Source organism: Sandarakinorhabdus sp., from assembly GCF_031430775.1.
Taxonomy (GTDB): Bacteria; Pseudomonadota; Alphaproteobacteria; order Sphingomonadales; family Sphingomonadaceae; genus Sandarakinorhabdus.
Window position 1 is genome coordinate 1 of the sequence record NZ_JANPCD010000075.1, and the last position, 24726, is coordinate 24726.

The 24726-nt window shown below is 63.5% G+C and carries 22 protein-coding genes; 6 read left to right on the forward strand and 16 right to left on the reverse strand.

Going from position 1 to position 24726, the window contains the following annotated elements; all coding sequences use genetic code 11:
* Together RMQ73_RS04105 and RMQ73_RS04110 are read left to right on the forward strand one after the other, a co-directional pair.
* The coding region (locus tag RMQ73_RS04105; RefSeq protein ID WP_310496799.1) for an acyl-CoA dehydrogenase family protein at nt 1-80 on the forward strand (80 nt) is incomplete at its 5' end.
* Between the two features lie 126 nt (nt 81-206).
* Nucleotides 207-1304 carry a fatty acid desaturase gene (locus tag RMQ73_RS04110; RefSeq protein ID WP_310496778.1) on the forward strand — a complete coding sequence of 366 codons (1098 nt, stop codon included), beginning with the start codon at nt 207-209 and terminating at the stop codon, nt 1302-1304.
* Nucleotides 1305-1308: 4 nt separating this feature from the next.
* Here RMQ73_RS04110 and RMQ73_RS04115 read toward each other — a convergent pair whose 3' ends face one another.
* Entirely contained in the window at nt 1309-3045 is a 1737-nt protein-coding gene (locus tag RMQ73_RS04115; RefSeq protein ID WP_310496779.1) for an NAD(P)/FAD-dependent oxidoreductase, read from the reverse strand.
* A 201-nt stretch (nt 3046-3246) separates the two neighbouring features.
* Here RMQ73_RS04115 and RMQ73_RS04120 point away from each other — a divergent pair, with 201 nt between their 5' ends.
* Complete coding sequence (locus RMQ73_RS04120) at nt 3247-3705, forward strand: PAN domain-containing protein (protein ID WP_310496780.1); 459 nt, start codon at nt 3247-3249, stop codon at nt 3703-3705.
* Between the two features lie 94 nt (nt 3706-3799).
* Here RMQ73_RS04120 and pufC read toward each other — a convergent pair whose 3' ends face one another.
* The 10 genes from pufC to RMQ73_RS04170 form a co-directional block, all read right to left on the reverse strand.
* Complete coding sequence (gene pufC / locus RMQ73_RS04125; protein WP_310496781.1) at nt 3800-4918, reverse strand: photosynthetic reaction center cytochrome PufC; 1119 nt, start codon at nt 4916-4918, stop codon at nt 3800-3802.
* On the reverse strand, nt 4915-5886 hold the full coding sequence (gene pufM / locus RMQ73_RS04130) for a photosynthetic reaction center subunit M (protein WP_310496782.1): 972 nt from the start codon (nt 5884-5886) through the stop codon (nt 4915-4917). The genes pufC and pufM overlap by 4 nt, the downstream gene beginning before the upstream one ends.
* 14 nt (nt 5887-5900) lie before the next feature.
* A complete protein-coding gene (pufL, locus tag RMQ73_RS04135; RefSeq protein WP_310496783.1) occupies nt 5901-6725 on the reverse strand; it encodes a photosynthetic reaction center subunit L in 825 nt (274 codons plus the stop codon).
* Nucleotides 6726-6860: 135 nt separating this feature from the next.
* Complete coding sequence (gene pufA / locus RMQ73_RS04140; RefSeq protein ID WP_310496784.1) at nt 6861-7043, reverse strand: light-harvesting antenna LH1, alpha subunit; 183 nt, start codon at nt 7041-7043, stop codon at nt 6861-6863.
* Between the two features lie 12 nt (nt 7044-7055).
* Nucleotides 7056-7286 carry a light-harvesting antenna LH1, beta subunit gene (gene pufB / locus RMQ73_RS04145; protein WP_310496785.1) on the reverse strand — a complete coding sequence of 77 codons (231 nt, stop codon included), beginning with the start codon at nt 7284-7286 and terminating at the stop codon, nt 7056-7058.
* A gap of 127 nt (nt 7287-7413) precedes the next feature.
* Nucleotides 7414-8862, reverse strand: a complete 1449-nt coding sequence (bchZ, locus tag RMQ73_RS04150) for a chlorophyllide a reductase subunit Z (RefSeq protein ID WP_310496786.1) — start codon at nt 8860-8862, stop codon at nt 7414-7416.
* Between the two features lie 34 nt (nt 8863-8896).
* Entirely contained in the window at nt 8897-10411 is a 1515-nt protein-coding gene (bchY, locus tag RMQ73_RS04155; protein ID WP_310496787.1) for a chlorophyllide a reductase subunit Y, read from the reverse strand.
* Nucleotides 10404-11399: a chlorophyllide a reductase iron protein subunit X gene (locus RMQ73_RS04160; RefSeq protein ID WP_310496788.1), complete on the reverse strand. Its 996-nt coding sequence runs from the start codon at nt 11397-11399 to the stop codon at nt 10404-10406. The genes bchY and RMQ73_RS04160 overlap by 8 nt, the downstream gene beginning before the upstream one ends.
* The gene (gene bchC, locus RMQ73_RS04165) at nt 11396-12328 is read right to left on the reverse strand and encodes a chlorophyll synthesis pathway protein BchC (protein ID WP_310496789.1); all 933 of its coding nucleotides are present in this window, start codon (nt 12326-12328) and stop codon (nt 11396-11398) included. Before bchC ends, RMQ73_RS04160 begins: the two co-directional genes overlap by 4 nt.
* A gap of 135 nt (nt 12329-12463) precedes the next feature.
* Nucleotides 12464-13567: a methyltransferase gene (locus tag RMQ73_RS04170; RefSeq protein ID WP_310496790.1), complete on the reverse strand. Its 1104-nt coding sequence runs from the start codon at nt 13565-13567 to the stop codon at nt 12464-12466.
* Nucleotides 13568-13750: 183 nt separating this feature from the next.
* Between RMQ73_RS04170 and crtD the strand changes: the two genes are divergently transcribed.
* Nucleotides 13751-15334: a 1-hydroxycarotenoid 3,4-desaturase CrtD gene (gene crtD, locus RMQ73_RS04175; protein ID WP_310496791.1), complete on the forward strand. Its 1584-nt coding sequence runs from the start codon at nt 13751-13753 to the stop codon at nt 15332-15334.
* Between the two features lie 122 nt (nt 15335-15456).
* Nucleotides 15457-16167 (forward strand): hydratase, encoded by a 711-nt coding sequence (locus tag RMQ73_RS04180; protein ID WP_310496792.1) that lies wholly within the window; start codon nt 15457-15459, stop codon nt 16165-16167.
* 155 nt (nt 16168-16322) lie between these two features.
* Here RMQ73_RS04180 and bchO read toward each other — a convergent pair whose 3' ends face one another.
* Genes bchO through bchI form a run of 3 tightly spaced genes read right to left on the reverse strand, consistent with a single transcriptional unit; the run spans nt 16323 to nt 20012 of the window.
* The gene (gene bchO, locus RMQ73_RS04185) at nt 16323-17201 is read right to left on the reverse strand and encodes an alpha/beta fold hydrolase BchO (protein WP_310496793.1); all 879 of its coding nucleotides are present in this window, start codon (nt 17199-17201) and stop codon (nt 16323-16325) included.
* Nucleotides 17198-18967 (reverse strand): magnesium chelatase subunit D, encoded by a 1770-nt coding sequence (locus RMQ73_RS04190; RefSeq protein WP_310496795.1) that lies wholly within the window; start codon nt 18965-18967, stop codon nt 17198-17200. The genes bchO and RMQ73_RS04190 overlap by 4 nt, the downstream gene beginning before the upstream one ends.
* A 28-nt stretch (nt 18968-18995) precedes the next feature.
* On the reverse strand, nt 18996-20012 hold the full coding sequence (gene bchI, locus RMQ73_RS04195; RefSeq protein WP_310496796.1) for a magnesium chelatase ATPase subunit I: 1017 nt from the start codon (nt 20010-20012) through the stop codon (nt 18996-18998).
* 130 nt (nt 20013-20142) lie between these two features.
* On the opposite strand from bchI, the gene RMQ73_RS04200 reads away from it, so the two are divergent.
* Nucleotides 20143-20826 (forward strand): PEPxxWA-CTERM sorting domain-containing protein, encoded by a 684-nt coding sequence (locus tag RMQ73_RS04200; protein WP_310496797.1) that lies wholly within the window; start codon nt 20143-20145, stop codon nt 20824-20826.
* Between the two features lie 141 nt (nt 20827-20967).
* Here RMQ73_RS04200 and RMQ73_RS04205 read toward each other — a convergent pair whose 3' ends face one another.
* Both RMQ73_RS04205 and hemA read right to left on the reverse strand, forming a co-directional pair.
* Complete coding sequence (locus RMQ73_RS04205; RefSeq protein WP_310496798.1) at nt 20968-23316, reverse strand: TonB-dependent receptor domain-containing protein; 2349 nt, start codon at nt 23314-23316, stop codon at nt 20968-20970.
* Between the two features lie 194 nt (nt 23317-23510).
* Nucleotides 23511-24726, reverse strand: a 1216-nt coding sequence (hemA, locus tag RMQ73_RS04210) for a 5-aminolevulinate synthase (RefSeq protein WP_409049828.1), incomplete at its 5' end; no start/stop codon positions are given.

Below are 24726 nucleotides of genomic sequence, written 5' to 3' on the forward strand. Positions count from 1 at the left end.
TGTGGCGCGACGCCCGCGTGCAGCGCATCTATGGCGGCACCAGCGAGATCATGCGCGAGGTGATTTCGCGGACGATCTGATCGAAGGTCAGCGTGGCATGGGGGGGGGGCGCTGCGGCGCGGGACACCCTCCCGCCGCGACATTGGGGCGCAGCGCTGCCGCCCTTCTGCCCTTACCTTGTCGCAATTCATGACTATGTCCGCTGCATGTCGTTGCAACTGACCATACCCGCCCAGGATATCGCCGCTGCCACCGGTGCTGCGCCGGCGCGCCCGCGCGCCGGTGACGACATGGCGATGATCCGCATCGCCGCCGGCCTTGCCCGCGACCATGGCGCCTATCGCCCGGGCGTCTATTGGGCGGATTTCCTGGCATCCGCTGCCATTGGTTATGGCGCGCTGGCCGTGCTGGTGGCGATGCCCGGCCTGCCGGCCTGGGTCGGGGCGCTGGCCGCCATGACGTCGCTGCTCGCGCTGTATCGCGCCGGCAGTTTCATTCACGAAATCAGCCATATGAAAGACAATTCCGTCCCCGGTTTCCGGTTGGTATGGAACATCATCGCCGGCATCCCGATGATGATCCCGAGCTTCATGTACGAAGGCGTGCACAACCTTCACCACGCGCGGCATCGCTACGGCACTGCCCGCGACCCGGAATACATGGCGCTTGCCCGCCGCTCCAAACTCAGCATCCCGGCCTTTGTCGCGGTGGCCGCGCTCGGCCCCATCGGCCTGCTCATCCGCTATGCGCTGCTTGCGCCACTGTCGCTGCTCGTGCCTGGCCTTCGGGCCGCCGTGGTGGCGCGCTTCTCCGCGCTTTCAATCAACCCGGATTTCCGGCGCGATGAGCCCAAAGGTGCCGAATTGGCGCGCTGGCACATGATGGAGGCTGCAACATCGCTGTTCGCCATTGCCGTGCTTTCGGCGACGGCCATCGGCATTATCCCGCTGCGCGCCTTCCTGATCTGGCTGGCGGTGCTGTCGGGCAGCATGGTCATCAACCAGATCCGCACATTGGCTGCGCATCTGTGGGACAATAACGGCGAGCAGATGACCATCACCGCGCAGTATCTCGACAGTGTCAACGTGCCGCCGCCGGCCCTGCTGCCGGCGCTATGGGCACCGGTGGGCCTGCGCTATCATGCGCTGCACCATCTGCTGCCCAGCCTGCCCTATCATGCCTTGGGCGCTGCGCACCGGCAGCTGCTTGCGGCGTTGCCGACCGGCAGCGCCTATCACGCCGGCAATCACCCGTCGCTGGCGCAAGTGGTGCGCCAGCTCTGGGCGACGGCCGGCACGCGCTGACGCGCTATTCCGCTGCCGGCATCAGCCCGGCCGCAGTCAGCCTCTCGATGATGATCGGCAGCAACGCCGCCGGAATGTCGGGCATCGGCGGATGGCTGGTAAAGGCGCGGCTGTCACTCAGCACGGCATCGCCATTCTTGACCACAAAGCCCTCATAGCCCTTGGCGACGACCTGTCGGCAGATTTCGGTGTAGGTGTTCAGCCCGCCAGCATAGGGCATGAACATGCGCGGCTTGCCCGGCACATTGGCGCCCATGTACCAGCTGTTGGCTTGCGGCAGCAGGGTCGGAGTCACTGCTTCGGTGACATGCCGGCACCAATCGGCTTCGGCTTCGGCACTGGCCTCGATGCTCGCCTGCTGGCGCTGGCCCAGCCACGCGAGGCATTGGGCAATCCATTCGACATGCTGTTCGATGCTGTTGATCATGTTGGTCAGCACGCTGGGGCTTCCGGGCCCGGTAATGGTGAACATGTTGGGGAAACCCGCCACCATCAAGCCCAGATAGGTCCGCGGACCCTCCGCCCAATGGTCCTTGATCTGGAGGCCATCGATGCCGCGCAGGTCGATCCGGTCGATGGCACCGGTCATGGCGTCGAAACCGGTGGCCAGGACAATGGCGTCGAAATCATGCTGCCGGGCAGTGGTGGCGATGCCGCCAGCGTTGAAGGTCGTGATTGGTGCGGCATGCAGGTCGACAAGCGCGACGTTGGGCCGGTTGAAGGTGGCGTAATAGCCGGTATCGACACAGGGGCGCTTGGTGCCAAAAGGGTGGTCCTTGGGCGTCAGCAGCGCAGCGACCTCGGGGTCGGCGACCTGCGCGCGGATCTTTTCCGCGATGAAGTCGTGGACGATGCGGTTTGCTTCCGGGTCGATACCGCTATCGGCAAAGGCGCCCAGAATACGAAAGCCGCCCCAGGCCCAGCGCCGCTCAAGCTCGGTGCGGATATCGTCCGGCGCCGTTGCCATGGCCAGCGCATCGGGCCGCGCCTCGTTCTGAAAGCCGCCACCGGTATCGCGCGACCTGGCGCGATAGCCGCGCGGATCGCTGGCCCAGGCCTGGAAATCCTCGTCCGGTATTGGGCCATTATGGGCCGGCATCGAGTAATTGGGCGTCCGCTGGAACACGGTAAGGTGTTCGGCCTGACCAGCGATGATCGGGATCGACTGGATGGCCGATGATCCGGTGCCGATGATGCCGACGCGCTGGCCTGCAAAATCCACGCCCTCATGCGGCCAGCGCGAGGTACGATACACCGGACCCTGGAAATCCTCGATCCCGGGGAAGGTCACATCGGTCGGGATCGACAGACAGCCCGTAGCAAGGATGAGATAGCGGCAGTCATAGCGCGCGCCCACATCGGTCTCGACATGCCAGCGCTGCGCCGCCTCGTGCCAATGCGCCGCCGTGACCCGCACACCAAAGCGCATGTCGCGGCGCAGGTCGAAACGGTCGGCAACATGATCGGCATAGCGCAGCAGTTCCGCCTGCGGCGCATAGCGTTCGGACCAGCGCCAGTCCTGCTCCAGCTGTTCGTCAAAGCCGAAGCTGTATTCCAGGCTCTGGATATCGACCCGGGCACCTGGATAGCGGTTCCAGTACCAGGTGCCGCCAACGCCGCTGCCGGCCTCCACGACGGTCGCGCCGATGCCTGCCGCACGCAGCTTGTGCAGCATGTACATGCCGGCAAACCCGGCACCGACGATCAGTGCGTCAACCACTATCCGATCGGTACTGTGCATTGCTTCACCCATGACCATCCCCGATCAACCCAGCAATGATGCTGACAGGCAGAGACTATCACGCACGGGCGCCCTGCAAAGCCGTCCAAGACGACAGGTGCGCGAGCAAAAGCGTACCAAGGCCTTGCGTCTGCGTTTTTTCATCTCAGCTTTGATGGCCGGCTGTCCCATGGTAGTTTGGAGGCTGCGCAGGGGGTGTTTATGGCCGAGAACATGACATTCAAGGGTGCCATTCTCGCAGTCGCCACGGCGGCCATCATCGCCATTGTCGGAAGCACGCAGGAGCCATTCTGGTGGTGCAAATTTGCCACTTGCGCGGGCCCTGAGGCGACCATAGGCGGCGGCACCGAAAGCCCGGGATATGACGGGCCGAGCAAGGATGTCCCGTCAGAGGAACCCCTGCCTGTCTCCCGGCCGTTCATGGGGCCCGTGGAACAGGGAAAGAACCGCCACGGGTCGGACTTCAGGCCCAGCCAAAGGGTCGCCAATCCCGAAGCGTGCAGCGCGCTTTGCGAGCAGGAAAAGGCCTGCATGGCCATGACATTCGTGGTCGATATGAACGCGCCGGCATCTGGCGGTACCTGCTGGCTGAAGAACGAAGTGCCCGAAGCCCAGGACAATCCGTACATGGCATCAGCGGTGAAGCAGTTCCATCCCTGAGGTGGTCATGCATGCTGGCCCGCTGCTCGATACGCGCTTGCCCATAGCAAAAGGCCCGAGGTTTCCCCCGGGCCTTTCACATCGTGATGGTCGTTCAGGCCGCCGGTTTGGCCGGCTCTGCCACAGCCGCCATAGGCGTCGGTGCGGCAGGTGCCTGGGCAACCACCGGCTTGGCAGCATAGCTGCCCTTGAGCGCCGGATAGTCCTTGAGCATGAGCGCGCCGCCCATCGGCTTGTTGACACCCTGATGGCAGGTTGCACAGTTGACCTTGAGCGGGTCACCATGCGGGCCACGGCGGTTGCCATTGGCGCCCTTGCCGTTTGCCGGCCAGACATTGCCGAGCGCAGTGATGTAGTTGTTGTTGATGTCCCGCACCATGCGAATACCGTACCAGGCATTGACGCGCTGCGGCCGACTGTCTTCCCACTTCGCGAAGTTGTTGGAATTGTGACAGAAGGTGCAGTTGACACCAAGGCCCTGGGACATGTGCATCATCAGGCCATAGGTCTTTTCGGTCTGCTGGATCGAGGCCTTGTGGTCCGATGGCAGCGCCTTGGTCGCACCGACGCGGATATTTTCCTTGCCGGCGAGATAGTCGGTGAACGGATCATAGGCGAGCGAGGCATAGGCAACCGTTGCGGCCGGAGAATTGCCGCCGTTCTTGCGGCCTGTGATGCTCGGCCCATCGGGCACAGCCGACGACCAGTTGTTCACCGGCAACGGCTTGCCGCGATGGCACGTCCAGCAGGTGACGCCGGCATTGTCCTTGTTACCGAAATGCGGCTTCCACTCGGCGTTGATCTGCCGCGTCATCGCCAGCATCTTGCGTGCAACAACCTTGGTGTACAGCTCGTCGGACGCCATGTTTTCGGGATTGTGACAATAGGTGCAGCCGCCGTTTTTCACCGATCCGTCCGGCGCAACCCACGTGGTCATCGCCTGCATGAGATAGTTGAATTCGTCGGCGGACGTATCGCCCAGCACCTGGACATTCTCGTAGACGGCGCTGGCGCGGTCGCCCTTGAGCATGTCGGCAGTGAGTTCATAGGGCGGCGGGGGCACATCGCCCGGCTTTGCCATGTCGCTCTTGTCGGCGACATAGGCCATGCCGGTGCCGCGATAGCCCGATTGTTCGACAACCTTGGTGCCCAGTTCACACCCGGCCAGCAGAACGGCCGGGGCAAGAACAAGTAGTTTCCACATGCGGCTCATTGCGGTGCTCCCGGCAGGGCGGCCGGATCGACGACGCCGGTGGCCGGATAGGCCTGGGCGAAGCCATGCTGGACGGCCCAGAGATACCAATTGTCAACGACGGTGCCGGTCAACAGAATGCCGATACCGCCAGTCAGCGTTGTCAACACCGCAAACCACCACGCCCAGCGATGGATGGATTCCATGGTGGCGTTCCACCCCATGGTCCAGCGCCAGAACAGGGCAGCGCGCTCCGAAGCCGTCCCGCGACTGGTGATCTGTTCGATTTCCCGTTCGCCGCCATAGCGGCCCACTGCCAGGATGGTCGCGCCGTGCATGGCAAACAGCAAGGTCGAACCATAAAGGAAGGTGATCGAAAGCGCGTGGAACGGATTGTAGAATAGATTGCCGTAGCGGATCGAGAAAGCGGCGGTCCAGTCGAGGTGCGGGAAGATGCCGAACGGCACTGCCTCGGCCCAGCTGCCCATCATCATCGGCCGGATGAAGCCGAGCACCAGATAGAGCCAGATAGCCGATGCAAAGGCCCAGGCGACATGGGTGCCCATGTTCAACTCCTTGGCGCGCACATAGGTGCGGGCCCACCACAACAGGATCGATGCAGTCAGCAATCCGCCTGCCATGATCCACCAGCCGCCTTCGGCCAGCGGCACAAAGAAGGTAGCGCCATATTTGGCCGGCGGTGGTTCGAGGCTGAGCCAGAACAGCTGCCGCACGAACTGCACAGGGTCCCAGTTCACCGAGGCGAGCATGTTGAAGCCCATGATCTCGAACGACAGGAACCCGCAGAGCAGGGAAGCGAGCCCGAGCTTGCCGATGTAGATCGGACCCAGCTGAAAGCCGCCGAGCTTGCCCATCCAATAGGTGTTGCCAAGGATCCCCGAACGCGCGTCGTTGTTATGGTCAAGCGGCACGCCTTCTTCGGGATGACCGCGCAGCTGAACCTGGGTGAAAATGTTTTGATATGCCATGGTGCGTCTCCCGCTCAGCGCCAGACCGGCAGGTTGAGCCACCAGGTCCACCATTCCGGCCAGCCACGTGACCAGAAGGGACCCGAGATAATGATGCACACCGCGCTCCAGAAGCCGGCATTCAGCGCCAGCAGCAGGCCCACACGGTGGATGCCAAGCGTGCCGACCGAATAGCCGACAAGATCGCGGAAGAACGTATCTTCATATTCCGGCGACTTGACCTCGGTACCGGGGGCGGGGTTGACCGCCGACAGGACCAGTGAGCCGTGCAGCCCGAGCGCCAGCGTCGTGGTGAAGAAGAAGCTCACCGCGATCATGTGCGCCGGATTGTAGTGGAAATGCAGATACTGATAGCCGGTGTTAGACACCCAATCGAGGTGCGTGAAGATGCCGTAGGGGAATGCAAATCCCCAGGCGCCCATGAGGATGGGGCGGAACACCTCCAACGTCACATATGCGAAAATGGCAACTGCAAAGGCAAAGGGCACATGATAGCCCATGCCCAGTTTGCGGCAGATTTCCACTTCTCGCAGCGCCCAGCTGCTGAACGCGCCGATGGCGCATACCGTGATGATCTGCCAGAGGCCGCCTTCCCTGAGGGGCGCCAGCTTGAGACCATAGCTGATGTCAGGCGGTGCAATGCTGATCAGCCACGGGTTCCAAGTCGGACCCAGGGCGGCACCATAAAGGATCAGCGCCGTACCCAAAGCGGCGAAAAATATGGTCGTGACCCCGAAGAAGCCGACGTAAAAGGGACCCATCCAAAAATCGAAAAGGTCGCCCCCGATCAGGGTACCTCCTCGTACTCGGTACTTTCGTTCGAAACTCAACACTGCCATGGCGCACCTCCCAGGGTGGCCGCCGGCCCGAGGGCCGCGGTACGGATTCTGATCTTGATTTTGCGCTGGGGCGGGATCGATTGCTCGGCCCCGCCCGTCACGCCTTAGCTGTTAACCAACTCTGGGCGGGTCGTGTCAGGCCGACTGGGTCGACGTGACAAGGGCCGCAGCCTTTGCCGGCCCGCCCGCCCCATCCAGCCAGTTGTACCGTTCGGTACTGAGCAGGATGAAGTGAATGAGCACGGCGAGCGTGAACAGGAAGATCGCAAGCGCGGTGAGAATGCGCTGCGGATTGAAGGTCTGCCAGACTTTCCACATTGTCTTTGCTCCTTAACCGCGCGGCGCAGCGACGCCATTGGCGTCGGCCGACTGGATCTGATGGATTTCGACGGCCGCATATGGACGCGGTTCGCCGAACCATGGACGCCAGACCCACACAAGCCAGTGGGCAACGACGGCCACAAACACAAAAAACGCCATAGAAATGACGAAGCCCTTGTGGAACTCCTTCGCTTCGGCGTCGGTCAGGTAAGTACCTGGACCAATCTTATTGTCACTCATGCCTTTTCCTCCGATGGTTCCGCCGCACGAGACCAAACTGATCCCGCCCGACCGGCGGCTTTGCGGCGTAGGATGATTCCACCGCAAATTGATTGTGGCCCAAAAGAGCCCAAGAAGTATAGTCTTTTCAAGCGGCCTGAGCCTCGAAAAGACGCGCGGCTGCTTTGAGAAGCGCCATTGTCACCTGTTTCTCCCCCGCGTCGCGCGTCACTCGCTCTGCCGCGTCGCGCAAACGCTTCGCCGCAGAGATGCGCACGAGAACCGGCTCGTTGTCAACCAATCTATCAAGCTCGGAGCGAGCGTCGTCGGCCCAGATGACCGATTCAAGGAGACGCGATGGCGTCGCCTCGGCGCGGTCCATCTGAGTCGAGAGCGGCAAGATGAAGAACAGGGCGTCGAACAACGCGTTGCAGACTTCCTGCATCAGCCAGGTTGCGCCAGCATAGCCCATGAACGGTGTGCCGGTATGGCGCCTGATGGCAGCACCCGGGAAGCTGGCCGCAACATATATCGAACGGCTGTTGGCCTCGGCCATGTACATCCGCTCGTTATAGCTGCCGAACACGATCAGCGGCGGGTTTGTCGCGATTGCCTCACGCACCTTCTCATTGTCCGGCTTTACCCCGGCGGTGCGCATGAAGTGGAAATTGCAGGGCATGCCCATATCGTCCTCGAGGAACGCCCGCAGGCCGCGCGTATAGGTTTCCGTCGCCACCACCCCAAAACTGGCAGTGCCATAGAAATCCTGTGTCACCGACCGCCACAAATCCCACAGCGGCTTGATTGTGGTGTGCTTTTCCTTTTCGATGAAGGGCTCGGGATCGACGCCGGTCATCTCGCCCAGCTTGCGCAGGAACAATGTCGTCGAATTCAACCCGATCGGCGCCTGCAGATAGGGTCGCTCCAAGGCTTCGCACAGATTGCGGCCCCATTCGCGGTACATGCAGACATTGACTTCGGCATCGGCAAGCCGACGAATATCGGCCAGGTGTGTGCCAAGCGGGAAGACCAGATTGACCTCGCAGCCCACGCCTTCGATCAGCCGGCGGATTTCCGCCAGGTCCGAGGGCATGTTGAACGTACCATATTGCGGCCCGATGATGTTGACCTTGGGCTTGGCGCCTTCCTTGCGCGGCTTGAGCGGCGGCACTTTCTTGGGGCCAAACTCCTTCCACATCCATGTCAACGCGCGGTCACCCGACTGCCACTGGTCTTCGTCGATGGTGCGCGGCAGGAACCGCTGGATGTTGGTGTCTTCGGGCGTCACGCCGCCACCGATCATTTCAGCGATCGAACCGGTGACCACGACCGATGGCAATGTCGGATCGAGCGTTTTCCACGCCCGCTTCATCGCGCCTTCTGTACCGGTCTTGCCCAGTTCTTCCTCGCCCAGCCCGGTGACGACAATCGGCAACTCGTGCGGTGGCAGGCCATCAGTATAGTGCAGAACCGATGTGACCGGCAGATTCTCGCAGCCAACAGGCCCGTCGATAACGACCTGCAGGCCCTTGACCGACGTGAAGGCATAAACGGCGCCCCAATAGCCGCCGGCACGATCATGATCGAGAACTAGCATCGGACACCGCCTGAAAGGATGTAATTGACGCGCATCAGTTGCCGATCGCCTCCTCGGACTTCGCGGCTGCAATCATCTTGGCAGCATATTTCTTCTTGAACTCCGGCCGGTCGACGGGAACTTCTTCCCAAATGCCGGCGGCATGGCCTTCGCCAACGCCCTTGAAGAATTCGCGCATCGTATCGAACCGCGCCTTGTTGGCCAGCGCACCATTGATGACTTGCGCCAAGCTTCCGGCTCCCGCCGGGCCCATCAGTGGCCGCGCTGAAATGAGGTTGGTGAAATACAATCCCGGAATCGCATGGCTCTTGGCATGCTGCACGACAGGCGTCGTGCCGATCGACAGATCTGGATGATATTCCTGCACCGCAGCGATGTCCTGTTCGAGGCTGGCGCGGAACTGGATGCGCACCCCCTTGGCTTCCAGCCATTCACGATCCGGATCGGACCATTTCGTGCGCGGGCAAGCGGTGCCGACATAAGGCACATCGGCGCCCGATTCGATCAGCAGGCGCGCCACCAGCAATTCCGAACCTTCATAGCCCGAGACAGTGATGCGGCCCTTGATCGGCTTCGACTCAAGCGCCGCAGTGATGGCGGGCAGAAAGCGGTTCTGTGCCGCCGCGACCTTGTCGGCGCTGATCCCGCAGGCATCGCCAATGGCCGCCAGCCAGGCTGCAGTGCCATCGCGGCCGACCGGAGCCGATCCAACGATCTTGCGGCCAGCGGCTTCGAATTCGCGGACGGCAGCAGTGTAAAACGGGTGGATTGCAGCAACAGCCGCACAGTCCAGGGCCTGATACAGCTCACGCCATTCGCGGGTCGGCACCACCGGTCCGGCGGCAAGCCCCAGCGGCTCGAGCATCATGTTGATGCCAACCGGATCGGCCGGAAACATCTCGCCCAAAAGCGTGATCGTCGGCCTGTCCGGGCGCACCGCAGGCGCCGCGACAGGCCCCGCCATGACTTCCTTGCGGGCAAAATTCAACATCGCGCCGGCCAGCACATCCTTGGCCTCGGCATGGGTGGGCACGCCAAAGCCCGGCACATCGATGCCGATGATGCGCACGCCATTGATCGTGTCTGGCAGCAATTGCAGCGGCACGCCGGACGCGGTGGGCACGCACAGGTTGGTCACCACGATCGTGTCGTATTTCTCCGGATCGGCCATGTCGTGTACGGCGTCGCGGATATCCTCGAACAGCTTGCCGGTGACCAATGTTTCCGAACTGAACGGCACATAGCCGACCGTGCGCCGCGCGCCATAGAAATGCGAGGTAAAGGTCAGGCCATAAACACAGCAGGCCGAGCCGGAGAGCACGGTTGCCGTGCGCCGCATCCGCAAGCCCACGCGCAGCGACCCAAAGGCCGGACACATCGACTGCGGCTGGTCATGTGGACCCTTGGGATAGTCGGCCGCATAGCGTTCGAGCACTTCGGACTTGCCCGCCTTGGCGGCGGCGTCGCGCATGGTGTCAGCGCCGGCATGGCAGCCGGCCCCTTCAGCCAGCGCCGGCGGTTCGCCCGGAGCCAGGAGCGACTCAGACATTGTCATAAACCACTTCGAGCGTCGGCTTGGTCTCAAAGGTGCCGCCGCGCAGATCGGCCTGGGTTGCCGGCTTCAGCACGAAGTTGCCCCCAGTGTCTTCGGGCTTGAACAGGCCGAGCAGACCATCCTGATCCAGCGGCGTCGGCCGCACCGGCGGCGCGGTTTCGACAGCCTCAGCCAATTCGGCGAACAGCGGGCCCCACTGGCTGTCATGGGTGCCGATGATCTGGTAATTAGCCGATTTCTTGCGGATATCGTCATGAGCCGGGATGCTGACCAGCACCGGGATGCCCACCGCATCGGCAAATGCCTGCGCCTCACCGCTGCCATCGTCCTTGTTGATCAGGATGCCGGCGACACCGACATTACCACCCATCTTGCGGAAATATTCGACTGCCTTGCAGACATTGTTGGCGACATAAAGCGATTGCAGGTCGTTCGAGGCAACCACGATAACCTTCTGGCACATGTCGCGGGCAATCGGCAGCCCAAAGCCGCCGCAGACGACATCGCCCAGGAAATCGAGGAGCACATAATCAAAGCCCCAGTCATGGAAGCCGAGCTTTTCCAGCGTCTCGAAACCATGGATGATGCCGCGGCCGCCGCAGCCACGACCGACTTCCGGCCCGCCAAGCTCCATGGCAAACACGCCGTCACGCTGGAAGCACACGTCTTCGATTGTCAACTCCTCACCCGAAAGCTTCTTCTTGGATGAGGTTTCGATGATTGTCGGCGTTGCCCTGCCGCCAAACAACAGGCTGGTGGTATCGCTCTTGGGATCACAGCCGATCAGCAGCACGCGCTTGCCCTGCTGGGCCATCATGTAGCTGAGATTGGCGAGCGCGAACGACTTGCCGGAACCGCCCTTGCCATAAATGGCGATGATCTGGGTTTCCTTGGTGACCGGCCCGGTGTGCACCGGGTCAGGCTCTTGCGCAGCCTCTTCGCGCAGTGCCAGGGCTTCTTCGAGAAGGGCGTTGATGCTCATGCGATATTTCTCCAGTCGAAGACCATCTTGAGACAAGAAGAGTCGGTAAAGGCCCGCCCATATGCCGTGGCGGCGTCAGTCGCCGGCACCACATGCGTGACAAGACCTTCGAGTGACAGCCCGCCGCTGCCCACCATCGCGACAACAGCCGCGAGGTCGCCAGGTTGAAACTCGGTGGCAATGCGGAAACGCGCCTCGCGCCGGAACGCAGGCGCAAAGTTGAACGACAGGGGCTCGCTGTAGAAGCCGGCCAGGACAACCTCGCCGCCCGGCGCCATATGCGCTACCGCCTTGTCAATTATGGTCGAATCGCCGCTCGCGTCATAGATCGAGCGGTAGTCCCGCCGGTCATCGGCATCAGGCTTCACGACCTTGTAGCCATCGCCGCCCGAAAGCCGCGCCTCGCTGATTTCCCAGACCGTCGGCGCCGCGCCCGCCGCAATCGCCAGCCGCGCCAGCAATCGCCCAAGCACGCCGTGCCCGATAATGAGGTCCGGCATCTGGCCACCGGCCACCGCGTGCTGGGCAGTGGCCGCCAGCGACATCAAGACGGCCGTCTCGCCAAGACCGTCGGGCAGCGCGTGCACGCGCGACGCACCGGTCACCAGCATCGCCGCAGAACCGCCAAAAAGCCCCCGGGCGCCAACGAATTTCGACGAACCGGGCACAAATACCGTCTCGCCAATGCGGTGGGCCGCATTGGCGCCGGCTTCGACCACGCGGCCCACCGCCTCATAGCCCGGCACAAGCGGGTAACCCATGCCAGGGAACATTGGCATGGTACCTGCGTACATCAGTTTTTCGGTGCCCATGGAAATGCCGCTGTATGCGACTGAAACGACGACGTCGTCGGCATCCGGCGGCGTTATGTCGAGACGGCGAAGCGCAACGCGCCCCGGCTCCTCGACAACTACGGCCAATGTGTCCATCTACCACCCATGGGGAGCCGCTCTTGTCAGCCGCCTCGTCCTTGTTCGGCACTCTAGCCCAAGCGAAGTTGTTGTAAAGCCAGCTTGACGCTTTTTCGTGCAAAAAAGTGGACTAAGCCGGTCCGATTTGTGCCCTCAGGCAGTAGCGACGATCAGCCTTGTCACCATCGGCAGGCCTGTGGCGACTTCGCGTGCGCGGGCGAAACCTGCCGCACGCAGCATGGCCAGATAGGCAGCGGCGGTGCGCGGGCGACCGGACCCCATCGCCCAGAGATAAAGCCCGAAATACGCGTCGCCCATGGCCTCGGCGCCAGGCGTGCCGGCCATCGGCTCGGCGATAAGCAAGCGGCCACCCTTGGGCAACATGGCGCGCACCTTTGTCAGCAAGGCCTGAACAACATCGTCGTCATGATCGTGCAGGATTCGCACCAGACTGACGAGGTCCGCGCCGCCGGGCAGAGCATCATCCCGGAAACTGCCGCCATGGCACGTGACGTTGCCCAGCCCGCGCGCCGCCAGAGTGGCCCGTGCGCCTTCGGCAACGGCAGGCAGGTCGAACAACGACAACTGCAGCCCGGGATGCCGTCCAGCCACTTCGGCCAGAAAAGCCCCATGGCCGCCGCCGATATCGAGCATATGCCGGTGGCGACCGAAATCATGGGCGTCCAGCACCTGCTGCGCCACCATCGGCTGCGAGGCCGCCATCAACGCCGAATAGGGCGCGGTCCCGCCCGAAACATTGCCCTGCCCAAATGCTGCATCGTCGTCGCTGGCTGGCGCGCCGGTGCCGGCAGCATGGGCATAGGTCCAGAACGCCGCCAGCTTGCCGCCGCCACGCCCGGATCGCAGCATGGCCAGCGGATCGGCCAGATCGTCATAGAATATCTTGTGATGCTCGATCATCGCCAGCGCGCCCGTGTTGCTGGCAAGCGCCGCGCCGCGCTGCCCCAGAGTCCAGCGCTCCGCGTCAACCGGCTCGACAAGGTCGATCGACCGGGCCGCCGCCAGCAGTCGCTGCATTGCAGGTATTTCCAGCCCTGCCGCCTTGGCCAGCGCAGCGGTGGTGGCGGGCGCCTGCGCCAACGCGGAAATGACACCGGCATCCACGGCGGCGGTCAGCGTCTTGGTGTAAACAAAACCGGTGATGACGCCGAACATCGCCGTGGCATGGTGGCGGGCGATCATCCGGAACACCGGGATCCGCATCGACCAGCGCTGGAAGGCCGGGCTAGAGAGCACGCGATTGCGTCCGATCAGCCAACGCTCTCTCAGGCTGGCGCGATGGCTTGGCCAAGCAGGCGGAGAAGGCGGCGTCACGGACATTTGTGTCAAACTCTCTGGACAGTCGCATGACGCCGGTCAATCATTGGCAACAAATTCGGCACGGACGCCGCGTGTTGCAGATCGGGGAGGCGACACATCTTGTCGGACGCTGACGGCGTTGTCATCATCGGAGCGGGGATCGGAGGGCTGACCGCAGCAGCGTTGCTGGCCGGCGCCGGCGTGCCCGTGACTGTTGTCGAAAGGATGGCGCATCCGGGCGGCAAGTTGCGCACAGTCGATGTCGGCGGCGTCGCGGTCGATGCCGGCCCTACCGTATTCACCGCCCGCTGGGTGTTCGAGCAGGTGTTCGAAAGCCTTGGCGAACGGCTGGAGGACCATCTGACGCTGGTGCGATCCGACAAGCTCGCCTGCCATGGCTGGAGCGATGGCTCGCGGCTTGATCTATGGGCCGACACGGCGCGCAGCCGCGATGCCGTTGCGGCCTTTGCCGGACCTGCCGAGGCGCGCGGCTGGGACAATTTCCAGGCCGAGGCCGGGCGCATCTGGGACGCACTCGAAAACCGCTACATGGAAGCCCCGGTGACATCGCCGATCGGTCTTGCGATGCGGTTTGCGCCGTTCAATCTGGGCCAGATGCTGGCGATCAATCCGTTCCAGACGCTCTGGAAAGCGCTCGGACGGCATTTCCGCGACCCGCGCCTGATCCAGCTCTATGGCCGATACGCCACTTATTGCGGCGCCAATCCCTTCGAGGCGACGGCGACGCTGATGCTGATTGCCCATCTCGAATCACGCGGAGTCTGGCTTGTCGATGGCGGCATGCACAAAGTGGCAGAGGCCTTGGCAGCGCTGGCGCAGGCGCGCGGCGCACGCTTCCTTTATGGCGCCCATGCCCAGGAAATCATCGTGCGCGGTGGCCGCGCAGCAGGCGTGCGGCTGGCCAGCGGCGATGTCATCGAGGGCCGCGACGTCTTGGGAAACTGCGATGTGTCGGCCATCGCCGACGGGCGCTTCGGTGCAGCCGTGGCTGGCGCCGCCAAGGGCGTGAAACCTGCCGACCGATCATTGTCGGCGCTGGTGACGATGATGACCGCCGAAGCATCCGGCTTTGCGCTTGATCGCCACAATGTGTTTTTTTCCGATGACTATGCCGCCGAATTCCGGCACATTTTCAAAGAACACCGCTTGCCGGAGGCGCCATCGGTCTATTTATGCGCCCAAGACCGGGGAATCGGCCCGGTGCCAACTGGACCGGAGCGTTTCCAGCTTATCGTCAATGCCCCTGCCACCGGCGACGGCACCGGCAACAACCGCCCGCCCAGCCAGGAGGAGATCGACCAATGTCAGACGGCCACGTTCCGGGCGCTGAGCCGCTGCGGACTGACGCTGACGCCGTCGGCGATGGTACCGGTGGACCCGGCGATGTTCGAGGCGCTTTTCCCTTCGAGCGGTGGGGCCCTTTATGGACGGGCCTCGCACGGGTGGCAGGCCAGCTTCCGCCGGCCGGGAAGCAGTACGCGGGTGCCGGGTCTGTGGCTCGCCGGGGGATCGGCGCACCCGGGGGCGGGCGTACCGATGGCGGCCTTGTCCGGCCGCTTGGCGAGCGCAGCGATCCTTTCGGCCCGCGCTTCGACCAGGATATTCCTGCCGGGGGCTACCGCTGGTGGTACGTCGACGCCGAATCAGACGCCCAGGGACCAGACGGGGGCCGCTTCGGCCTGACTGTCATCGCCTTCATCGGTTCGGTATTCTCCCCCTATTACAAGAAAAGCGGCCGCGGCCGGCCCGAGAACCATATCGCACTGAATGTCGCGCTCTATGGTGAGCGCGGCAGCCGCTGGGCAATGACCGAACGCGGCGAGACGGCGCTGCGGCGCGATCGCACCACCCTGAAGATCGGCCCGAGCCAGGTGCATTGGGACGGCAACAGCCTGATCATCGATGTCGATGAAGTGAACGCGCTCCTGCCGCTGCCGGTGCGCGGCCGCATCCGCGTCACGCCCGAAGTGCTCGGCCAGCGGCGATTCCGGCTTGACCCGGCTGGCCGCCATGTCTGGGAGCCGCTGGCGCCGCGATCACGCGTCGAGGTGGATTTCTCTCGGCCCGACCTGCGCTGGGCCGGCACCGGCTATCTTGACGGCAATCACGGTAGCGAGGCGCTGGAGGAAGGCTTTGCCGATTGGCAATGGTCGCGCGCGCATCTGTCGGACGGCGCCACGGCAGTGATGTACGAAGGCAAGCTGAGGGGCGGCAAGGACTTCGGCATGGCGCTGCGCATCGGCAAGGACGGTGTCGCCGAAGTGATGGAAATGCCCGAGCCGATGGTGCTGCCGCGCACCGGCTGGCAGGTCAATCGCCTGACCCGAGCCGATGCCGGCTATATCGCCAGAGTGCGCGCCACCTGGGAGGACACCCCCTTTTACTCTCGCACCGCCCTGTCGACGCGGTTGTTCGGCGAGGATGTCGTCGCCGTGCACGAATCACTCGACCTGGATCGGTTCCGCTCCGGCATCGTCCAATGGATGTTGCCCTGGCGGATGCCCCGCAAGGGCTGAGGCATTCGCCCGATCAGCGGGCTTGTCTTCACCGTCGCCGTCGCCCGGTCCATCATTCTTCCGGTCCCGGAGCGTCCAAAGCTGCCAGCCGGTGAACACGGCCACAGCGCCAAAGGTCATGCCCATCTCGATGGGGCCAAGCCAGGCAGGATCCATCACGCCGCCGCCGCAAGGATGCCCTGCCCCCGGACAAAATCGAGGATCAGCTGCGCGTGCCGGTCGGGCGCCTCTTCATGGGCCAGATGGCCAAGCCCGGACAGGCCGCGCGCCTCGCCCTTCACCAGCCTTTGCGCCACCGTCCTGCTGGTCGCCGGCGGCACCGTCTTGTCACGCTCGCCATACAGCAAAAGCACCGGCACATTGACCGCCTCAATCGTCGCCTCAATCACGTCCAGATCCCAGTTCGCCATCAACGCGAGTGCGCCGCCGGTATGGCCCGAATCGGCAAACAATCGCTCGTAATGCGCAACCTGCCCCGGCGTGGAGCTGGAGCCGGTCCAGCGTTGGAGCAACGCCGGCATCGATTGCAGCCGCGTCGTCATCGAAAAGAACGCCGGCATCAACGGATTGACGAACAAGGCGCGCGCCAACCCCGGAAACAGCTTGGCCGCCATGCCCGGAAACGGCAGGAGCGCGCCGCCCAGGCCGATCAGCGCCGCTGGTGCCGCATCACCGCGCGCCGTCATCGCAAAGGCAATCGCCGCGCCAACGCTGTGGCCGACGATCACTTCGGCGTTCAGTTCAAGCGCGGTCATCAGCGCCGCCAGAGCCGCCGAAACGCGCGCAGGGTCGGGACGGTGCAGCGCGGCTGTAAAGCCATGGCCCGGCAGGTCGGGCATCACCAGCGTGAAGTGCTGGTTCAGCAGCGGCGCCAGATCCGCCCAGCTATGCGTCGAAGCACCCGTGCCATGGATCAGCAGCAAGACCGGGCCTTGTCCCGTCACTTGCACGTGCCATTTCAGGCCGCCAGCCGTGACGAAGCGGCTCCACTCGCGGTTCGGCACATGCCGGCCATCGTGTTCCCAGCGCATCATGTCCCCGAATTCCCGGCTGCTTTTCCAGCGGCCTTGACCGCCGCCACCACCGCCTTGGCATCGACACGCGGCAGCGCCACCAGCCGGGCGTTCATCGCCTCGGCAAGCTTGCCGCCTTCGGGCCGTGGCCGCGCCGAACAGTCGATGAAAACCGATGCTATGCCTGTGGCGCCCAGCGCCCGCGCCGCCACCATTGCCGCCTCTTGCGGGTTTTGCCCGACACCGCCGCCGACATTGGCGCGGCCATCGGTCAGGATGACCACCATCGGCGTGCGTCCGCGCCGGCGCTCGGCCTCGGCGACGCCGCGCGCCATGTCGATGCCGGCCGCCATGGGCGTGCCGCCGCCGCCGGCCAACGCGCCCAATTCCCGCTTTGCCCGGGCCAGTGACCGAGTCGGCGGCAGCGCCAGCACGGCGTCCTGGCCGCGAAATGCGACCATCGCCACTTCAGCACGCTTCACATAGGCTTCCGCAAGCAGCAGTTCGACCGCACCCTTGGCTTCGGCGAGCCGGGCGAAGGCTGCAGAACCAGACGCATCCACGGCAAATACCGTTGTAGTTTCAGTCCGCGCCGAAAAGCGCCGGATGCGCAGATCGTCACTGCGGATCGACAACCGGCCATCATCGCGCGTTGGGCGAATCTTCTGCCAGGGCGCTGCCGTCTTGATCGTTTCAATCAGTGCAAGGCGCGCCCCGCGCCCCGGCATCCCCGGCCGCACACCGGCAGGCCGGCCCGATGTCAGGCTTTTCTGCTTGGCCCCGCTTGATCCCTGTGACTTGCCGCTGCGCATTACCGCCCCATTGGCCAGGGCGCGCAACAGATCCGGCGGCAACGCCGTCTGTGCGGCGTCCAGGACCAGGTCAGTCGGGTCGATGCTGGGTGGCTCGTCGCTCTCATCCTCGCCCGGCGGTTCGTCCGGCGGCGGATCATTCGCGGGCGGCTCCTCTGGTGGAGGCTCCTCTGGCGGCGGCTGCTGCTCATCCTCCTCAGGCGGCGGCGGCATCCGCGTGGCGCGCGGGCCAAGCACCAACGCCCCCGCTACGGCCATATCCGCCTCGCGCAGGACATCGCGGCCGTCGGCTGCGGCATTAGCGCGGGCGACCCGCGCCGCCAGTATCGGCGCGCGAATCGATGCGATGCCCAACTGCGCCGCGCCCACCGCCAATGCCGTTTCGCAGTCGCGCACGGGGGCGCCGGGCTGTGCCATCAATGCCATCGGCGGCGGCGGTTCGCCGGCCAGCAGCGCCGCCATCCCCAGCCGCACCGGACCCAGATCGAGGTGAATGGCCAGCCGGTCGGCAAGCGATGCGGATACCCGGTCGCGGTCCTCGTCGGCAGCATCGCTTTCATCGAACAGGATGATCGGCGGCGCGCCTTCATCGATGGCGGCCGCAAGCCGCGCCGCCAGCGCCGGCGCCAGCCGTTCTGCCATCGGCACCACCAATATGCTGCCACGCGCAGCGGCCAATATGCCCTCCCGGATCACGGCGCGCCCCTGCGCCAGTGTCGCCGTGAGGTCGAGGCCCCCATCCAGTGCGTCGGCATCGGTATTGGACGGCAGCCGGCGCAGCGGCGCGATCATCGCCAGCGCATCGGTCCAGGCGTCCCGCACCGGGCCGGGCCGCGCTCTTACCAACGCGCCGCCGATGCTGGATCCCGCCGCAGCAAGCACTTCGATTGCGCTCAATGCCAGCGCCCAGCGCTCGTCTGAATCATCTGGCTCGCCACCCACTTCGGCCGGCGCCCCGCCTTGCGCGTTCGTCACGCCGCGCTCCTTGCGCGCCGGGCCGATATCATGCCGCCAGCAATTCCGATACGGCGCGGGTGATGCGGCCGGCCGATCCCGTATCATCGAGAACATTCCGCCGCAGACGGTGGCGCAGCGCCATCGTCGCCACTTCGGCGACATGATGTGCCTTCACTTCCTTCTTACCCGAAAGTGCGGCCTGGGCACGCGCAGCGCGCAACAAGGTCAGTTCGCCGCGCAGGCCATCGGCCCCCACTGCCGAGCACAGCCGCGCACCCAATACCAGCATGTCATCGCCAACATGCACCTTGGGCAACCGGACACGCGCCTTGGCGATGCTGTCCAGCGTTTCTTTCTCGCTGGCTGCAAAATCAGCAGCAAAACCAACTGGATCACGATCGAACCGGTCGCAGCGCTTGACGATCTCGATGCGTTCGCCAAGATCGCTGGGCGTACGCACATCGACAGAAAGGCCGAACCGGTCAAGCAACTGGGGCCGTAACTCGCCTTCCTCGGGGTTGCCCGAGCCGATCAGAATGAAGCGCGCCGGGTGGCGGATCGACAGGCCCTCGCGCTCCACGACATTCTGGCCGCTGACCGCAACATCGAGAAGCAGATCGACGAGATGGTCCTCCAGCAGGTTGATTTCATCGATGTACAAAAAGCCGCGATTGGCCTTTGCCAGCAGGCCCGGTTCGAAGCGCTTTTCCCCCGTTGCAAGCGCGCGTTCGAGGTCAAGACTGCCGACCACCCGGTCCTCCGTGGCGCCCAGCGGCAGGTCGACGAATGGCACCGGCGCCTCGATGACAGCTTTGCCGGCCCGCTCGCGGCACCCTTCGATACACGGCGACGTATCAGCCGGCGCGCAGCCATAACGGCAGCCTGGCACCACCTTCATCGGCGGCAGCAGCCCCGCAAGTGCGCGTACGGCCGTCGATTTGCCGGTGCCGCGATCACCGAACACCATGACACCGCCCAGCCGCGGCTCCACCGCAGCCATCAACAGCGCCTGTTTCATCTCATGCTGGCCAACAATGGCTGTGAACGGAAAGGGTGTACCCATGCCCAATCCCTAGGGCGCCAACGCGCGTGCGGCAAGCGGCGGCTGAGTTTTCAGCGCAACGCAAATTTTAATGATTGCGAAACTTTTTAAGTATGTGTTAGGGCTTTATTCATCATTGATGGAGCGTTTGATGAAGTTCGCGACGACTTTTGCATTTGGTGCCGCACTGGCGCTTTCCAGCGGCATGGCCAGCGCCGTGACGAATAACAAGGTTCTGAACGGCAGTTTTGAAAGCGGCCTCAGCAGCTGGACGATCGGTGGCGGCGACGCCCAGGGCTTCCCGCCAGTCGCGATCTTCTATGGTGCCGCCGCTGCCTATCCCAACGGCGCCTTTGGCGAGGCGGTCCCCGGCGACAATTCCAGCAACCCGAGCCCGGACGCAGTGGGCGCCCGAGCAGCCTATTTCGTTACCGACCGCGCCAATGGCCAGTCGCTTAGCCAGAGCATCTTCCTGACCGCCGGCCGTTACGAGTTCGGTTTTTCGGCCTTTGCGCCGCAAAATGGTTTCAACAATGCTGGTGAAGCACGTTTCCGCGCCACCCTGCTCGGCAATACAATCGCCAATTACGCTGTTTCAAGCGGGCCGATTCGCACCTGGCAGCATTTTTCAGGCCAGACGACGATCACCACGGACGGCTTCTACAATGTGTCGTTCGTGTTCGACACCAGCTTCGTCCCGTCGAAGGACGTAGTCATCGACCGTGTCTATGTCGCCGCAGTCCCCGAACCTGCCAGTTGGGCGATGCTGATCGCTGGCTTTGGCCTGGTTGGCGTTTCCGCCCGCCGCCGCAAGGCGCAAAGCATGGCCGCCTGAGCCAAAGCAGGCGCCCATGACCGCGCCATCACGGTGGCGAGCAGAAGGCACCGCCCGGCTCCATGAACTGGAGCCGGGCGGTGGTTTTTTTGCGGCTTTCAGCATGCGCTATTGTACGGTCGTACAATAGCGCGCTGCTTTTCAGAAATCCTTGCGAAGGGTCACGAACACCTGACGCGGCGAACCAGCAAGAAGAGTCTGATTGTCGTCGGAGAAACCATAGCCATTGGAGCCGATCGTGGCGACATAGCGATGGTCGGTGAGGTTGGTGACCGAGGCTTCGATAGCGATCTTGTCCAGCCAGCGGCTGTCGCTGGCGAATCGATAGCCAATCTTGGCATCGACAATGGCGCGGCCGCCAACCGACTGATCGTTCGAATAGGTAAAGAAGCGCTTCGACATCAAGTTGGCGTTGCCGCGTGCATAAAATTGGCCATCATCATAGGCCAGTTCGATGTTGCCGATGTGGCGAGGACTATCGACGACCGTGCGGCCGGCAATGGCCTGAAGCACGGCACCATTCACGTCGGTGACATCATTGCGATAGGTCGAGTCATTATAGGCATAGCTCGCCGTCAACGTCAGCGGCTGGATGATCTGCCAGGTCAGGCCGGCCTCGACGCCCAGCGATCGCACGCTGCCGACGTTGGCCAGCACTGCCGGGTTGCCGACAATGCCCGCGCCGTTCTGGGTCGCAAGCAAGCGGTTGGAAAAATCGACATAATAAGCAGCAAGGACACCGCGCACCGGACCGGCAGTAAAACGGTACCCGGCTTCGATCGTTGTTGAACGTTCCGGACGCAGGTTGGCGCGAATGGCATCAAAGCCAGCCTGCGTCGTGGCAAAGGGACCGGATGTGGCCGCTGCGATCAAGGCGCGCTGATTTTGCGTGAAATTGGCGAAAATCTCGTTGTTTTCGTCAATCTTGTAGAGCGCGCCGACCTGGGGAAGGAAGTAATCCTCGTTCTTGATGGTGCCCAGCGCGAGGCGGCCCGTCACGATGTTCTCGCGGGCACGCAAGCTCACGTCCTGGCCCTTGAAGCCTGCCGACACCGTGAAACTGTCACTGATGGCCCAGCTGTCCTGCACGGAGAACTGGAGCGTCTTGGTCGAGAAGGCATTGTCCCATTGGCTGAAGAACGGGTTGGCCTGATAGGTCAGGGCCGTTGTGCTCGGCACGGTGGCGCCGGTCACGTCATAGAAACGCCGCGCCTGGTTGAGGTCGTTGCTTTCGTACCAGACGCTGGCCTGCACTGTATGCGCGCCCAGTTCTGCCTTGATGTTGCCGATGAAACCGAAGCGCGAAATGTCATATTCGGTGGTGCGGAACGAGACATCATTGCCGCTCGGGCTGGCAAGGTACGGCGTGAACCAGGAACCCTGGCCGCGATTGCTATGGTAATAGCCCTGCAGGCTCGCAGTGACGGTTTCTGCGAGATTGCCTTCCAGCTTGAGGCCCGTGAGCCAGTCACGGCGCAGGCCGCCAGCGTCATAATAGGCATCATCGGCGGTCTGGATCGGCGCGGGATACACGGTGCCGAGCTGCGGGCGCGGCGTGCGCGGTACAAAGCCGCCGACGTCACCGCGATTTGCAGCAATGCCGGCAATCTGCAGTGCGAGCGGCCAATTGCCCGAAATATTGTCCCAGTCATAACCCAGCCGCTGGATCATGCCGAGCGACAGATCCTGATAATCGTTTTCCTTGCGGTCGGTGAAATTGACAAAGCCAGTGAGGCGGGCCGAATCACTGAAGTCATAGCTGGCTTTGGCGTTGACCTGATGGCTGCGCTGGGTGCCGACGCCCTTCCACTTCTTGGCGTCCAGATAGGCATAGCTGACGGAGGAACGCAGGCCGCCCATATCGCCCGAATCAATGGCGACATAGCCGCGGATTGTGTCCTGGCTGCCATAGGTGCCGTTGGCAGCAATGCCAAAGTCTTCCTGAAGCTCGCGGCTCTGGAATTCGATCGTTCCGCCGAGGTTCGACGACGAGGCCGTCGCAAGGGCGCCGGCGCCCTGGCTGACGCGCGTGGTGCCGATGTTGTCGGCTATTATGGCGCGGCTGATATGCAGGCCGTTCGTATTGCCATAGCTCATGTCGCCGAGCGGTACGCCGTCGAGGGTGAAGCCGAGCTGGTTCTGGTTGAACCCGCGAATGGAAATGCGCGTGGACCATTCATAGACACCAAAGGGGTCCGCCGACTGGAAGTTGACGCCTGGCAGCTTCTGGATGGTGACGAACGGGCTGGAGCCAGCGACCGTCAAGCGAATGTCAGCGGCGCTGATTTCGGTGACCTGCCGGGTTTCGCCACGGCCATAAACGACAATTTCGGCATCCTCGGCAGCGGCCTCAGATGCTTCTGCGGCAGCGCCGGCAGCGGCATCATCGGCCGCAAGTTGTGTGATGGCGGGGGACTGCGGCGCGGCAATTGCCGGGCTTGCAGCGACGGAAGCGAGCAAGGCGATGCGAAGGCTGACGGTAAGGCGCATGAAACGGGTTCCCCTCTGGACGTGACGCCTCGCTGTTTGCAGGCGCACGTGACGGGACCGTGCCGTTTCAATGACAAATGGATTTTGTTCCGGTGACAGTTTCGTGGCGTTGCCTGGCGGCCACAGGCGCCGCGCAAGAAAAAGCCCGCGCAGGCGAACCGCGCGGGCTTTTTCTTGTGTTCGAGATGCCCGATTCAGGCCGCCGCTTCGACCCGGTGAAGGGCGCACTGGCCCCAGATATCGGACAAGGCCTTCACAAGGCGGTCGATATCGTCATCTGTGTGCACCGGCGAAGGCGTGATCCGCAGCCGCTCCGTGCCGACCGGAACAGTCGGATAGTTGATCGGCTGCACATAGATGCCATGATTGTCCATCAGCCAGTCGCTGATCATCTTGGCCTTTTTGGCATCCCCGACCATCACCGGGATGATGTGGCTGGGGTTTTCCAGCTGCGGGATGCCCATGCTGCGCAGTGCGGCGCGAACCTTGGCGACCCGCTCCTGCTGGCGCTTGCGCTCGAACGGACTCGCCTTGAGGTGGCGAACGGATGCCAGCGCCCCTGCCGCAATCGCTGGCGGCAGCGCCGTGGTGAAAATGAACCCGGATGCAAAGCTGCGCACGAAATCGCACATGGCCTTCGTGCCGGCGATATAGCCGCCGACGACGCCATAGGCCTTGGCCAGCGTGCCTTCGATCACCGTGATCCGGTCCATCAGGCCTTCGCGCTCGGCAACGCCGCCGCCGCGCGGGCCATACATGCCAACGGCATGCACTTCATCGATATAGGTCATGGCGCCGTGTTTTTCGGCGACTTCGATGATGTCCTTGATGGGCGACATGTCACCGTCCATCGAATAGATGCTCTCGAACGCCACCAGCTTGGCATGGCCTTCGGGCGCGGCCGACAACAGCCGATCGAGATCCTCGGCGTCATTGTGCTTGAAGACGACGCATTTGGCGCGGCTGTGACGGATGCCTTCGATCATCGAGGCATGGTTCAGCGCGTCGGAGTATACGATGCAATTGGGCAGCTTGGACGCAAGCGTCGACAGCGCCGCCCAATTGGAGACATAGCCGGACGTGAACAGCAACGCGTCCTCTTTGCCGTGCAGATCGGCCAGCTCGAGCTCGAGCTGGCGGTGCACGTGCATGGTGCCGGAAATGTTGCGGGTGCCGCCGGCGCCAGCGCCAGACCGGTCAAGCTCGTCATGCATGGCCTGCATCACATCGGGATGCTGTCCCATGCCGAGATAATCGTTGGAACACCAGACGGTGACGTCCTGCGTCTCGCCGTCTTCGGTGTAGCGCGTCGCGCGCGGATACTGTCCTGCGTGCCGCTGCAGTTCGGCAAAGACACGGTAATTGCCGCGTTCTTTCAAGCCGTCCAACGCGGCGAGGAAATGCGCTTCA

Excerpts from the sequence above, each read along its gene's own strand:
- pufL (WP_310496783.1), bottom strand. The coding sequence starts at position 6,725 with ATGGCAGTGTTGAGTTTCGAACGAAAGTACCGAGTACGAGGAGGTACC.
- pufC (WP_310496781.1), bottom strand. The coding sequence starts at position 4,918 with ATGAGCCGCATGTGGAAACTACTTGTTCTTGCCCCGGCCGTTCTGCTG.
- RMQ73_RS04205 (WP_310496798.1), bottom strand. The coding sequence starts at position 23,316 with ATGCGCCTTACCGTCAGCCTTCGCATCGCCTTGCTCGCTTCCGTCGCT.
- RMQ73_RS04110 (WP_310496778.1), top strand. The coding sequence starts at position 207 with ATGTCGTTGCAACTGACCATACCCGCCCAGGATATCGCCGCTGCCACC.
- bchZ (WP_310496786.1), bottom strand. The coding sequence starts at position 8,862 with ATGCTAGTTCTCGATCATGATCGTGCCGGCGGCTATTGGGGCGCCGTT.
- bchC (WP_310496789.1), bottom strand. The coding sequence starts at position 12,328 with ATGGACACATTGGCCGTAGTTGTCGAGGAGCCGGGGCGCGTTGCGCTT.
- RMQ73_RS04160 (WP_310496788.1), bottom strand. The coding sequence starts at position 11,399 with ATGAGCATCAACGCCCTTCTCGAAGAAGCCCTGGCACTGCGCGAAGAG.
- RMQ73_RS04115 (WP_310496779.1), bottom strand. The coding sequence starts at position 3,045 with ATGCACAGTACCGATCGGATAGTGGTTGACGCACTGATCGTCGGTGCC.
- bchO (WP_310496793.1), bottom strand. The coding sequence starts at position 17,201 with ATGATGCGCTGGGAACACGATGGCCGGCATGTGCCGAACCGCGAGTGG.
- bchY (WP_310496787.1), bottom strand. The coding sequence starts at position 10,411 with ATGTCTGAGTCGCTCCTGGCTCCGGGCGAACCGCCGGCGCTGGCTGAA.
- RMQ73_RS04120 (WP_310496780.1), top strand. The coding sequence starts at position 3,247 with ATGGCCGAGAACATGACATTCAAGGGTGCCATTCTCGCAGTCGCCACG.
- bchI (WP_310496796.1), bottom strand. The coding sequence starts at position 20,012 with ATGGGTACACCCTTTCCGTTCACAGCCATTGTTGGCCAGCATGAGATG.
- pufA (WP_310496784.1), bottom strand. The coding sequence starts at position 7,043 with ATGTGGAAAGTCTGGCAGACCTTCAATCCGCAGCGCATTCTCACCGCG.
- pufM (WP_310496782.1), bottom strand. The coding sequence starts at position 5,886 with ATGGCATATCAAAACATTTTCACCCAGGTTCAGCTGCGCGGTCATCCC.
- pufB (WP_310496785.1), bottom strand. The coding sequence starts at position 7,286 with ATGAGTGACAATAAGATTGGTCCAGGTACTTACCTGACCGACGCCGAA.
- RMQ73_RS04200 (WP_310496797.1), top strand. The coding sequence starts at position 20,143 with ATGAAGTTCGCGACGACTTTTGCATTTGGTGCCGCACTGGCGCTTTCC.
- RMQ73_RS04180 (WP_310496792.1), top strand. The coding sequence starts at position 15,457 with ATGACCGAACGCGGCGAGACGGCGCTGCGGCGCGATCGCACCACCCTG.